Here is a 13,230-nt window from a genome sequence, read left to right on the forward strand (position 1 = left end):
ATGACATATCTGTTAAAAACTTGCAATACCGCTTCCAATTACTATATATTGTGGTAATTTAATAACCGGAACACAATATATAGTAAAGGAAGGGGTATTTTTATGCTTGAATTAGAACAAAGTTTAAGTAATTTAATCAATAAAGATCCGACAGTGATAAATGAAAATGCTAATAAAGACAGTGAAACTTTTACAACCATGCGTGATTTAACAGCTGGTGTAGTATCAAAATCATACGCACTTGAATGCTTGTTACCTAAACATGTTGCAGCTGCACACCAATCAGGAGATATTCACTTTCATGACTTAGATTACCATCCATTTCAACCTTTAACGAATTGTTGTTTGATCGATATTGAAGGAATGCTGAAAAATGGATTTGATATCGGTAATGCCCAAGTAGATTCTCCAAAATCTATTCAAACCGCAACTGCGCAAATTGTTCAAATAATTGCGAATGTATCAAGTAGCCAATATGGCGGTTGTACAGTAGACCGTATTGATGAAGTGTTGAGTCAATACGCTGCAATGAATGCTGCAAAACATCGTAAAATCGGTGAACAGTTTGTATATAAAGAACAACTTGATACATATGTACGTATACAAACAGAAAAAGATATTAAAGATGCAATGCAAAGTTTAGAATATGAAATCAATACACTATATACTTCAAATGGCCAAACACCTTTTGTCACATTAGGATTTGGATTAGGAACAGATACGTATAGCCGAATGATACAAAAAGCAATTTTGAATACACGTATCCAGGGATTAGGGCGTCACCATGTTACAGCCATTTTTCCAAAACTGGTATTTTCAATTAAAAAAGGAACTAACTTTTCACCATCTGATCCCAATTATGATATAAAACAACTAGCCTTAGAATGTTCAACTAAACGTATGTATCCCGATGTTTTAAATTATGATAAAACTGTGGAAATATTAGGGGATTTTAAAGCACCGATGGGTTGTCGTTCATTTTTACCTGCATGGAAAAATGAAAAAGGTGAAAATGAAAATAGCGGACGTATGAATCTAGGAGTAGTCACGCTTAATATTCCACGTATTGCGATAGAGACGGAAGGAAACTTAGCAGAGTTTTGGAGACTACTAGATGAACGTATGTTATTGATTCATGACGCATTAAGTTACCGTATCAAACGCTTGCAAGAAGCAACGCCTAACAATGCACCGATATTATATAAGAGCGGAGCTTTCCATAAGAGATTAAGCGAACATGATGAAGTGATGTCATTATTTAAACATCAACGTGCCACTATTTCAATTGGTTACATTGGCTTGTATGAAGCAGCAACAGTATTTTATGGTCCTGATTGGGAAACAAATCCAGAAGCGAAAACATTCACGTTGGATATTTTACATCGTATGAAAGATTTTCAATATCAATGGACCAAGCAATACGATATTTTCTTTAGTTTATACAGCACACCTAGTGAGTCATTAACTGATCGCTTTTGTCGTTTGGATCGAGAACGTTTTGGCTTGATTCCTAATATTACAGATAAGGGATATTATCAAAACTCTTTTCATTATGATGTGCGTAAAGCAGTGTCTCCATTTGAAAAACTCGATTTTGAAAAAGACTATCCTTACTTGGCAAGCGGCGGATATATTCATTATTGCGAATATCCTAAGCTGACACATAACACGAAAGCGTTAGAAGCAGTATGGGATTATGCATATGATAAAGTTAGCTATCTCGGTACCAATACGCCGATAGACAAATGTTATGAATGTGGTTTTGAAGGAGAATTTGATACCACTGCTAAAGGTTATACTTGTCCGCATTGCGGTAATCATAATCCTGAAACAGTGGATGTAGTAAAACGTACATGCGGTTATCTTGGCAACCCTGTCCAAAGACCTACAATTGAAGGACGTCAAAAAGAAATCACTGCACGTGTCAAACATATGAAAGAGAAAGGGTCATCTTAATGTTTGAGCAACTGCAAAAAGGGCAGAGACATATTGCTAAAATAGAAAGAGAAAGTTTTGTAGATGGAGAAGGTGTACGTTGCAGTGTATACGTTTCCGGTTGTCCTTTTAATTGTATAGGCTGTTATAATAAGGCATCACAGAATTTTACGTATGGCCAAGTATTTGATGATGAGACCTTAGAAATGATAATTGAAGCGTGTACTCCTGATTACATTGCAGGATTAAGCATCTTAGGCGGAGAACCTTTTTGCAATTTAGATACAGTAGAATGTATCATAAAAGCTTTCCGTAAAAAATTTAAGACACAAAAATCAATTTGGGTATGGTCAGGATTTCTTTTTGAGACGTTAATGCATGATTCAGGACAAAGAAGGGCAGTATTAGAACAGATTGATGTACTAATAGATGGTCCTTTTGTACAAAAACTTTATCAACCTGGATTACCATACAAAGGCTCTTTGAACCAAAGAGTTATAGATGTGCAATCTTCATTAGCAGCATGTTTAGTTAAAGAGTATTAATAAACGAAAAAGTTGAATAAAAAAATAATCCTCGATTGTTAGGTTTAAGATCTAACTCTCGAGGATTTTTTGTTTTATAAATATTGAACGTGTCAGTTTAGTGTTAGTTTTTCCAAGTATCTTCCGCAGCACGCATATCTGATTTGCGCATTCGAGAAACATAGGGATTGCCTTCAACAGTGAAACGAAGCGGTTTATGCGTCCATTCACCTTTATTGGGAACGCCTATGCGCGGGCTTTCAAGAATCGAACCAGGATATCTGCGTGCTTTTGTATCAATTGAGAGCGGCCCTTCATTTAAGCGAAGACCATCTAATGCCATCGACATATTAAAGGCACGTGTCCATTTACCAGGTCCGTTCGTTAAATCGATACCTTCTTTGCCATTTCTATTTTCTATCATTTGATCAGTAATTAACTCTGGCTCCAGTGCACGAATAAGTACACCTTCAGCAGTTCCAGCAGGTTGTGTAACGAGATTAATTAGTAGATGTGTATGCATCACATGTGCATAAATAGTACCGCCATCTTTATACATTGATTGTACACGCGGTGTTTGACGGCCATTATAAGTATGTGCGGCTTCATCAATTTTCCCTAAATAAGCTTCTGTTTCAACAATATAGCCGGAAAATTGATTTTCACCATCATCAAAAGTTAACTTTACACCTAATAAATCTTTCGCGATTTCTGGTGTGGTACGATTGATAAAATCCATTTCTATTTCTGTCCCCCTTATCAAATATACGTTTATACTTAATATTTATTTTAAGCAATTTTCTCAGTTTTTAACAATAATGTGATTAAAAGTACTGTGAAACCAGTAATAGTAAAATGTAAACATTGTAAAAATATTAAGATTGAGGCGAGGATACGGGAATGATATGTTAATATTATAATAAATACTTTCGACAAACTATAATCTTTTCTAATATTTAATCAAATTTTCTAGTCTTATAAGATAAATATAATACTGAAAGTAAATAGATATTGTTGAAACATTATGAGGAGGAGATGTTATTGGAGAAAAGAGTGGGGTTCGGTGAATCTTTTAAATTGTTTTGGAAGAATTATGTGAACTTCAAAGGACGTGCAACACGTCCTGAGTACTGGTTTATGACTTTATGGAGTTTTATTATTTTCCTTCCAATTACAATCATTTTATTTATCGGCATGAGTATTATGATTGCAGGTGGTGTAAATGATTCAGATGGCCTTATAGCTATCGGTGCGTTATTATATTTTGGTCTATTAATTATCGTCACGTTAATCGGACTTGCAATGTTGCTTCCATCTATCGCTTTATTATTCCGTCGTTTTCATGATACTGGAAGATCAGCTAAATTTTATTTCTTTTACTTAGGTTATGCAATAATTGGTTATATTGTTGCGATTATAGCAATCAATGTATCTGATGCAGCAGCTTGGTCTATCGTTTTAAGTGTATTAATTTGGTTAGGTTATATGGCTTTTGCAATTTATATGTTAGTGATAACAGTTTTACCAAGTGAACCAAGAGACAATAAATATGGTCCTGTGCGCGGAAGTGCTCGTATACAAGCAGGTGATTCACATTGGAGAAACACGTAGGGTTTGGTAAGGCGTTTATTCTCTTTTGGAAAAATTATATTAACTTTAAAGGTCGTTCTACCAGAGAAGAATTCTGGTGGTGGATATTGTGGTACTTTATTATAGACCTTATATTTCTTATTATGGGGTTAATAGGTTTTGTGTTGATCAGTAGTAGCAGCAGTGCAGGCCAATTAATGGGGACGCTTTTCTTAATAGGTGCAATATTTTTATGGGTATTATTTGCACTTGTGACGCTTGTTCCAATGTTGGCATTGAAAATACGCCGATTTCATGACACAGGACGTAAGATGACAATCCCCATTATATATTTTGTATTATCAAATGGGCTGTCGTTTTTTGCGAATTTTATTCCAGATGATTTCTATGACATAACAGTGCTGGCAATAGTATTTTTGATATTTGTTATAGTAAATATTATTTTGTTTGTTTATATAGTGATAGTAGCAGCATTACCAACTAGAAAATAGCAGCAGTATAAAGTTGAGGTACTTTACAGAGAGGAAGACATAGTATGGAAGAACGTGTAAGTTTTGGAGAAGCTTTTATTCTTTTTTGGAAAAATTATATTAATTTCACTGGAAGAGCTCGACGAGCAGAATTCTGGTGGTGGATGTTATGGTCCTCTTTTTTATTTGTACCACTTAGTGCACTTGCAATTATTATCGTTGCAGCAATGTTTTTTACTTTGCTGAATGGATTGATACTTGATATGTTTTTCTCATTATTTGTATTGATTATATGTGTGATTTTATTTGTATTAATATGTTTAGTACTTTTCATACCTAATTTATCACTTTTAATCAGACGTTTTCATGACACTGGGAGATCGATGATTGTACCGATAATTTATATGGCTGTCATTTTGGGTTATAACTTTATTCAACCTATTGTTGCAGCAAATATTAATGAGAATAATAGTGTGCTTTGGATATTTGCATTGTTGTTTATGCTTACTTTTACAGGATTAACTATTTATATTTTAATAGTGGTTTTATTACCAAGTCAGCCTGAAGATAACAAATATGGACGTGGGCCTGCTGGTAAAAAATTCGAGCAAGGCCATACACCAACTTCTCACAAATCATATTCTGAAACCACATCAGGCAGTCATCATACACATTACGAATAAGATATTCTAAAGACGATTTCTAGATTTAGTTAGAAATCGTCTTTTTGTTTTGATTAATATTAACGTCATTTTGACTAATATACTTGTCAAAATGACAAAGATAATATAGTATGTTGAATAACGGAGGTTGGAAATATGAGAACACGCTTAAAAGAATTAAGGGCACGAGATGGTTATAACCAAACACAACTTGCTAAAAAAGCAGGAATTTCACGACAAACAGTTTCTTTAATTGAAAGAAACGAATTCATGCCTTCCGTACTTACTGCTGCTAAGATAGCACGTATTTTTGGAGAACGGATTGAGGATATATTTATTTTTGAGGAGGATGAATATGAGTAATACAAAGAAAAATACGCTCTATTTAAGCAAAATTTTATTAGGAGGATTAGTAGGAGGAATAATCGGTTTTCTATTCTCTTTGCGATCTGGAATTAAATTACCTGCTTTCATGGATGTATTTGATACACAAGTCAGCACGGGCATTACTATTTTAATAGTAATAATTTGCGGTATTTTCATGTTGAAATATTTAAGAAGCGCATATAATTTTAAGCAAAAATCTGAAACACTAGAGAATTACGCTGATGAATATAATCAAGCATATAACCAGAAGTTCTTAAAAGCGAGCTGGTTTTATCAAGCAACTATTGTTATCACATTGCTCAATATGATACTCGTTGCGATTTTTAAAGAAAATATGAATAATCAATGGGGATTAACGACTATTCCTTTACTCATTAGTGCCGCTTTTGCAATAAGTTATAATATTATGTTGCCGAAAATAGATCCAAGATTGCCTAAATACAATGATTCTAATTATATTGGTAAAATGATTTCAGCGATGGATGAGGGAGAAAAATATATATCTTATTCTGCACTTTTTAAACTTTATCATTATAACATTATGGCGATTATGATGATGGTAATTTTATTAGCTTTTTATTCAGCTGCTACTCATACCGACCAATTCATAGCATTGTCAGTGTTAATGGTACTCTATATTTTCAATATTGTTTTCTACTATGCCAAAATCAGTAAGTATTATAAACAATAATATTGTAAAGTTTATGAAAATATATAGATAAGCTACAGAAATGTCCTGACAGTATGATAATATTAAGATAAGAATTATATATAATTTAAAACTTAAAAAATAACGCAAAGGAGATGAGGCGCATGTCATTAGATTTAAAGAATGTCACTAAAAAATATGGCGATAAAACAGTTGTTAATGATATTTCATTAACGCTAGAGAACGGTAAAATGTTAGGTTTTTTAGGACGGAATGGGGCAGGTAAAACAACAACCTTCAGAATGATTCTAGGATTAACGCCGCTGACAGAAGGTTCTGTTACATATAATGGTAATAAGATGGGCGAAAACATGTTTAATAAAGTTGGTTATCTTCCTGAAGAACGCGGCTTGCACCCTAAAATGAAAGTCAAAGATGAATTGAAATATCTTGCGACACTTAAAGGTATGCCGAAAAAAGATTTTGACAAAGCATTAGATTATTGGTTAAATCGTTTCAAAATCACGGAAAATAAAGATAAAAAAATAGAATCGCTCTCAAAAGGGAACCAGCAAAAAATCCAATTACTCGCAAGTTTGATTCATCGTCCAGAGTTATTGATTTTAGATGAACCTTTCAGCGGCTTAGATCCTGTAAATGTAGAATTACTAAAGTCTGCAGTTAAAGATTTAAACAAGGAAGGCACGACAATTATTTTCAGTTCTCATCGAATGGAACATGTAGAAGAACTTTGTGATGATGTTTGTATTTTAAATCACGGAGATTTAGTTTTACAAGGGGATATACAAGCAATTAAAGATCAATTTGATTTAAAAAAAGTTTTAATTGAAACAGATAAAAAGCTTGAAGAATTGGAAGATATAGAAGGGGTTTCTCAAGTCAATCGATCTAAACGAGAGATTACGTTGACTGTAGAAGACCAAGCAACTGCAGAACGTGTATATGAAGTAGTGACAAAAAGTGGATTTGTTAAACGATTCCAAGTGTTAGAACCTTCTATTCAAGATATCTTTATTGAAAAAGTAGGTGATATTCATGAGTAAATTCTGGGCTACATTTTCTTTAACGTACATGAATAAAATTAAATCACGTGCTTTTATCATTATGACAGTAATTATTGCGTTGTTAATAATTGGCGGTGCAAATGCTAATAAAATCATTGATATGTTTAGCGGAGGTCCCGATAAAATCGGAATTGTATCTGATAATCAGCAAGTATATCAACTAGTAAAATCACAGAGTGAAAAAATTGAAGATAAAGGAACCAAATTTCAACATGTTTCTGAAAGGCAAGCTATCAAGGATGTAAAAAATGAAAAGCTGGATAAAGCCTATATTATTAAAACAAAAGGAAAACAAATTGATGGAGAGATTGTTAGTAAAGATTCAGTTTCTGATGAAACAAAACAAAAATTAGAAAGTATCCTTACACCTATACAAACACAAGCCATTGCGAAAAGTGTTAATTTGAGTCCTAAAGATCTTCAAGCTTTACAGCAACAAAGTAAAGTAACTGCCAAAGCTGTTGGTAAGGATGCTAAACAGCTTTCTGAACAAGATAAAGTAGCTAATATTATAATTTTATATGCAGGTATTATGTTAATGTTCTTTATCATCCTTAATTATGCCAACCAAGTAGCCATGGAAGTGGCAACTGAAAAAACATCACGTGTTATAGAAATGGTAATCACAAGTATTTCGCCTATCCAGCACATATTAGCCAAAATCACAGCAATTATCGCAGTGGCATTTACTCAAATTTTGATTTTTGTGGTAATAGGGGCAATTAGTATTTATCTGTCTGATTTAAGAGATATCGTAAAGAAATTCAATATTAAATTTACTGATGTTACAACACAATTACTAATTGTCGGTGTGATTTGTTTAATCATTGGTGTTATTTCCTACACGATACTCGGTACTATTTTGGGTTCATTAGCAACTCGGATTGAAGACATGAATCAAGCATTAATGCCGATGACTGCGGTGAGTTTCATTGCTTTCTATATTGCCATCTTTAGTTTAAATACACCTGAAACGACACTAACTAAAATCACAAGCTTTATTCCGTTGATTTCACCGTTTGTATTGTTCTTAAGAGCTTCTACGCCAGAGTTACAATTATGGGAAATTATTGTCAGTGTATTGCTTTCTGTAATTGTGATGGTACTATTGCTATTTATCGCAGTTCGCAGTTACAGAGATTCTGTACTTACTTTCGAAAAAGGACTCATTAAAGGGTTAAAACGCGCATTTAAAAAGTAATAATTGTACAATTTATGTTCAAAAGTTAATCAAAGGCACACCTTTGCTAGATTGTATCTAGTCATCGGTGTGCCTTATTGTTAAAATATATAGTGAGGAAAGTAATAAACAGGTGGCAAACAATAATGATTTATCCTATTTTAATATTTATTTTAGCAGGGTTGTGTGAGATTGGCGGCGGTTATCTTATTTGGCTATGGTTGAGAGCATCGCAATCACCGCTCTTTGGATTGCTGGGAGGCATTCTTTTAATTTCATACGGCATTGTCGCAACGTTTCAAGTATTTCCGACGTTCAGCCGAGTTTATGCCGCTTACGGCGGAGTATTTATTGTGATGAGTATTTTGTGGGGATACGTATTTGATAAACAGACACCAGACAAATACGATGTTTTGGGCGCAATTGTTTGTATTATTGGTGTCTTAATCATGCTGCTGCCTGACAGAAGCTGATTTTGAAGCGGTGAGTTAGGAAAGGGTGTATTGAAATGATGTTTACGAGAGTGGAACACCAAAGAAACGGACTCGATTTAATCAAAATTGATAACGATGAAGCGAAAATTGTATTTACGAATTATGGGGCAAGAATTGTATCTTGGAAATACGAGGATAACAATATTGTCTTAGGAAATGTAGTAGAAGCGGATGAATTCTATCGAGAAAACCCCTTTTATTTTGGCGCATCTGTAGGTCGTTATGGCGGTCGAATTGCAGACGGCAAATTTGAACTTGAAGATCAAACCTATCAATTAGAACAAAACGATCCACCAAACCATTTACATGGTGGTTCAAATGGTATTGACCACCATTTCTTTGATTATGAAATCAAAGATGAAAATGGCGGTTATATACAAATTATTTTCACGACAACGATTAAAGAAGCAGATGATCATTATCCAGGAGATATTAAATTAAAGATTATACATACGTATGATATCGATAACCGATGGTCTATTGAGTACTATGCAGAATCTGATCAAACTACGTTATTCAATCCGACAAATCATGTCTATTTCAATTTAAATCGGGATAATAAAGAAGTAGATAATCATTATTTTACAAGTGATAAACTAAATATTCATTTACTTAATGACCAGAATTTACCAGAAGCTGCGTCATCATTAGATTTAGTAGATTTATTTAATAAAAATAAGATTCGTTTAACAGAAATGTTTGAAAGTGATAATGTCGATCTTAAAAAACAAATGCAAACATATAATGGTCTAGACCATCCGTTTTCTATTGGAGATGAATTACTTGTAGAAAATAGTCAATTCCTTTTGAAAATGAAAACAGATATGCCGAATGTAGTCGTATTTACATTTAATGATACAAGCAGTTGGAAAAGTGATATGAATATTTATAAAGCACATTCAGGTTTTACGTTAGAAGCTCAAAACTTACCGAATGATATTAATTTATTAGGAAAAGATGCACCGTCAATTTTACAGAAAGACCAAGCATTTTATTCTAGAACAACGTATCAAATCATTGAAAAATTGTTGTAAATTGAAAACAAGGAGTATTCATCATGGATATAAAAGAGTTGAAATTAAAAACTGTTGATGATGCAGTAACAGAGATTAAGGACGGCATGATTGTTGGTATAGGTACCGGCACCACAATTGAACTATTATTACCTAGAATTGCAGCTTTATTGGATGACGGCACTCAAATTACGGGTGTATGTACTTCAAATAAAACTGCATTGATAGCTAAAGAACTCGGAATTAAAATCGTTGATGTGAATGATGTTGATTATATCGATGTTGCAATTGACGGTGCAGATGAGTTTGACTCTGATTTGAATTTAATAAAAGGTGGCGGCGGAGCATTATTCCGTGAGAAAGTCATTGATGATATGGCAGAACGATTTGTCGTGATTGCTGATGAAACTAAGTTTGTTGATTATCTTGGTCAAACATTCAAGCTGCCGGTTGAGGTAGATAAATTCAATTGGTTACTTGTATCGAAAAAAATCGCAAAAGATACAAAAGCAATTGTTTCACGCAGAAACGTTGAAGATATTCCGTTCGTTACTGATAACGGAAACTATATTTTAGATGTAGAATTGCCTCCGCATACAAACCCTTATGAAATGCATGAATACTTAATTCATTTAACGGGTGTTTTGGAAACAGGTTATTTCCTTGATGTGACTGATCGTGTCATTATCGGAACAAAGGAAGGCGTTAAAATTCTGGATAAAGCAAAATAAAAGAAAAGGCTGATGGGTTCGATGCGATACTGCAACGAATCTATCAGCCTTTTTGTTAGCGTCTGTGATTATTATTTGAAAACGGAGAACGTTTATTTGTTTCAGTGTTCTCTTCTGTATTTTCTTCTGAATGCTTAATCTCATCTTTTGCTTCTTTAACAGCAGATGATGTAGGACGCGTTTCTTCATCAGTTTTGTCAGTGTTTTCTTGTTCAGTTGAAGTCTTATCAGGAACTTCTTTTTCTTTAGCTTCTGCTTCAGCTGCAGGTGATGTTTTAATATCGTCATCTTCATGATCTTTTGGATAATCAAGATAATTATCAGGCTCTACCTCTTCTAATGAGTCTTTAGTGAAGTAGTAAAGACAAGCTCTAACAATCAAGCTTAGTATGATATAAACTGCTGCAACAGCTGCTGTACTTAAAGCAATGACTTTCATTGAGAATAAATCACCGATTTCTTCGCTGAAGAAAAAGACGAGCGCAAAGGTCATAGCAGCATGGAAAATAACTGCGATATAAATCGTACGTCCTTTAGTTGCACGGATTAATTCTCCAATAATCATTGAGAAAGAAAAACTGTACAATAAATTATAAAGTGTGAATTCAGTCGAATATGTAGTGTTTACATTCCATATTGCGTATAAGACACCAACAATAATAGAAGCAAAAAAAGTATTCGTTTTTGTTTCAACAATATTTTGTAAATAAGAGCGGAAACCGAATTCTACGAAAAATGCCATGAATAAATGACCAATTAAAATGGTCCAAATTGAAACAGATAAATTTTTTGATTGTAATAAGATAAAGCTATCTGCATAGTTATTAAAGACATACATGCAAATAATAAAAATAATAAGTGGCAATATAAGTGCCAATAATACTCGTTCAATCACCTTAAAGCTTAATGAAAGCTTCAAGCTTGCGATTTGAGCGCGCTTGTTTTTAAATACGATGATACAAATAATTGCTGCAATAAAAGGTGCTAGAGTACTCATGTCAAAAACAAAACGCTTGAATGGTACCTCTGCCTGAAAATCTTTCAGAATCAATGGGAAGGCAAATGCAAGTACAAAGAAGACAAAAATCGTCATAGCCCATTGGAAACCTGATATACGTTTCATGTTCATTTTTTTGAAACCTCCAATTAAATACGGGGTGATTCCATACAATATTCTACGGTTGCATTGCACTGTTGAGTTATAAAGTCAAACGGGTGTTGTAATTAAAAGTCCAACCGCTTCATCGCGGTCTTATTTTATATAAATTTACCGTATGGAAACAAAAAACACCTAATTGCATTATACATCTGAATAAAACAGAAATAAATTACTTGTTAAAAAATGACTCTGAATTGAAATACCATTGTAAAGGTTGTATCAGACCTATTTGTATGAAAGCGTTTTGACTGTTATGAGAGTAGGGTAGAGAGGACCTATAAAGCATAAATAACATTCAGTAATTGAAACAAGGTATACAAGCACTTATACTTAAAGTGATGACGATTTTAAGGAGGATATGGAAATGTATAAACAAGCCAACCCAGATTTATGGCAAGGTAGAATTGATAGTGAAACGGATGAGTCGCAATTTCGACACTTCCAAACAATTGAATTGAAGGACATCAATGAAACGAAAGTGGATAAAAAAGCAGGCACAGGGATTTTAGGATATGCAGTAGATAAAGGTGTGGAACTAAACAACGGACGTGTCGGAGCACAAGAAGGACCAGACGCAGTGAGAAAAGCATTCGGAAATTTATCTGTACTTACACCATGTCCTGTATATGATTATGGGAATGTTTATCACGATCATGATCATTTAATCGATACACAAGAAGAATATGCTGATTTAGCCGCTAAAATGTTTCAAAATCATAACTATTCATTTTTAGTCGGCGGAGGCCATGATATTGCATATGCGCAATATTTAGCAATGCGCAAAGCCTATCCGGATTCTTCAATTGGTGTGATTAATATTGATGCACATTTCGATACACGTAAAGCAGACTCGTCTACTTCTGGAACAAGCTTCAGACAAATTCTTGAAAGCGATGATAATGCAGATTATTTTGTGTTAGGTATTCAATCAGCAAGCAATACAAAAAGTTTATTTGATTATGCGGATGAACGCGGTATTGAATATGTAACAGCAGATGAAATCTTGCATGAAATTTCACCAACTATCAAAGATAAAATCGATCATTTTATTAACCGCCATGATGTCATCATGTTTACAATTTGTATGGATGTTGTAGACAGTGCTTTTGCACCAGGCGTAAGTGCACCAGCGGTAAATGGCTTAACACCGCATATCATTTTAGAGTTATCTCGTCGCGTAGTGGGACATCCGAAATTAGTTTCAATCAGTGTAGCTGAAACTAACCCGTTATATGATATGGATAACCGCACAGCAAAATTAGTCGCATTGTTCTTGCATAACTTTATACATTAACAGCATAACAACAGGCAAAACGGACAGCATTTCATGTACTGCAACCTTGAAGTCATA

15 protein-coding genes are annotated in these 13,230 nt (G+C 33.8%); 13 read left to right on the plus strand and 2 right to left on the minus strand.

Annotation, left to right across the window (positions count from 1 at the left end):
• Positions 1–102 precede the first annotated feature (102 nt).
• Together nrdD and nrdG are read left to right on the plus strand one after the other, a co-directional pair.
• Positions 103–1,956, plus strand: a complete 1,854-nt coding sequence (nrdD, locus tag A4G25_RS10905; protein ID WP_047131491.1) for an anaerobic ribonucleoside-triphosphate reductase — start codon at positions 103–105, stop codon at positions 1,954–1,956.
• Positions 1,956–2,480: an anaerobic ribonucleoside-triphosphate reductase activating protein gene (gene nrdG / locus A4G25_RS10910; protein WP_047131490.1), complete on the plus strand. Its 525-nt coding sequence runs from the start codon at positions 1,956–1,958 to the stop codon at positions 2,478–2,480. The genes nrdD and nrdG overlap by 1 nt, the downstream gene beginning before the upstream one ends.
• A gap of 103 nt (positions 2,481–2,583) precedes the next feature.
• On the opposite strand, the gene A4G25_RS10915 is transcribed toward nrdG, so the two are convergent.
• Positions 2,584–3,198 carry a DNA-3-methyladenine glycosylase gene (locus tag A4G25_RS10915; protein ID WP_047131489.1) on the minus strand — a complete coding sequence of 205 codons (615 nt, stop codon included), beginning with the start codon at positions 3,196–3,198 and terminating at the stop codon, positions 2,584–2,586.
• A gap of 302 nt (positions 3,199–3,500) precedes the next feature.
• Between A4G25_RS10915 and A4G25_RS10920 the strand changes: the two genes are divergently transcribed.
• From A4G25_RS10920 to A4G25_RS10965, 10 genes are all read left to right on the plus strand, one after another.
• Positions 3,501–4,070 (plus strand): DUF805 domain-containing protein, encoded by a 570-nt coding sequence (locus A4G25_RS10920; protein WP_047131488.1) that lies wholly within the window; start codon positions 3,501–3,503, stop codon positions 4,068–4,070.
• Complete coding sequence (locus A4G25_RS10925) at positions 4,055–4,540, plus strand: DUF805 domain-containing protein (protein ID WP_047131634.1); 486 nt, start codon at positions 4,055–4,057, stop codon at positions 4,538–4,540. Before A4G25_RS10920 ends, A4G25_RS10925 begins: the two co-directional genes overlap by 16 nt.
• Positions 4,541–4,584: 44 nt before the next feature.
• Entirely contained in the window at positions 4,585–5,202 is a 618-nt protein-coding gene (locus tag A4G25_RS10930) for a DUF805 domain-containing protein (protein ID WP_052766736.1), read from the plus strand.
• Positions 5,203–5,337: 135 nt separating this feature from the next.
• Entirely contained in the window at positions 5,338–5,544 is a 207-nt protein-coding gene (locus A4G25_RS10935) for a helix-turn-helix transcriptional regulator (RefSeq protein WP_047131487.1), read from the plus strand.
• Positions 5,537–6,259 carry a DUF3169 family protein gene (locus tag A4G25_RS10940; RefSeq protein ID WP_047131486.1) on the plus strand — a complete coding sequence of 241 codons (723 nt, stop codon included), beginning with the start codon at positions 5,537–5,539 and terminating at the stop codon, positions 6,257–6,259. The genes A4G25_RS10935 and A4G25_RS10940 overlap by 8 nt, the downstream gene beginning before the upstream one ends.
• A 122-nt stretch (positions 6,260–6,381) precedes the next feature.
• On the plus strand, positions 6,382–7,281 hold the full coding sequence (locus A4G25_RS10945; protein ID WP_047131485.1) for an ABC transporter ATP-binding protein: 900 nt from the start codon (positions 6,382–6,384) through the stop codon (positions 7,279–7,281).
• A complete protein-coding gene (locus A4G25_RS10950) occupies positions 7,274–8,503 on the plus strand; it encodes an ABC transporter permease (RefSeq protein ID WP_047131484.1) in 1,230 nt (409 codons plus the stop codon). The genes A4G25_RS10945 and A4G25_RS10950 overlap by 8 nt, the downstream gene beginning before the upstream one ends.
• A gap of 125 nt (positions 8,504–8,628) precedes the next feature.
• The gene (locus A4G25_RS10955) at positions 8,629–8,955 is read left to right on the plus strand and encodes a YnfA family protein (protein WP_015901076.1); all 327 of its coding nucleotides are present in this window, start codon (positions 8,629–8,631) and stop codon (positions 8,953–8,955) included.
• A 38-nt stretch (positions 8,956–8,993) separates the two neighbouring features.
• On the plus strand, positions 8,994–10,010 hold the full coding sequence (locus tag A4G25_RS10960; protein ID WP_047131632.1) for an aldose epimerase family protein: 1,017 nt from the start codon (positions 8,994–8,996) through the stop codon (positions 10,008–10,010).
• 23 nt (positions 10,011–10,033) lie between these two features.
• Positions 10,034–10,720 (plus strand): ribose 5-phosphate isomerase A, encoded by a 687-nt coding sequence (locus tag A4G25_RS10965; protein ID WP_174531724.1) that lies wholly within the window; start codon positions 10,034–10,036, stop codon positions 10,718–10,720.
• 55 nt (positions 10,721–10,775) lie between these two features.
• Here A4G25_RS10965 and sdpC read toward each other — a convergent pair whose 3' ends face one another.
• Positions 10,776–11,849 (minus strand): peptidoglycan release complex CPBP-like subunit SdpC, encoded by a 1,074-nt coding sequence (gene sdpC / locus A4G25_RS10970; protein WP_047131482.1) that lies wholly within the window; start codon positions 11,847–11,849, stop codon positions 10,776–10,778.
• 394 nt (positions 11,850–12,243) lie between these two features.
• Here sdpC and hutG point away from each other — a divergent pair, with 394 nt between their 5' ends.
• Positions 12,244–13,173: a formimidoylglutamase gene (gene hutG / locus A4G25_RS10975; protein ID WP_047131481.1), complete on the plus strand. Its 930-nt coding sequence runs from the start codon at positions 12,244–12,246 to the stop codon at positions 13,171–13,173.
• Positions 13,174–13,230 lie beyond the last annotated feature (57 nt).

Origin of the sequence: Staphylococcus condimenti, from assembly GCF_001618885.1 — a bacterium.
Classification (GTDB): Bacteria; Bacillota; Bacilli; order Staphylococcales; family Staphylococcaceae; genus Staphylococcus; species Staphylococcus condimenti.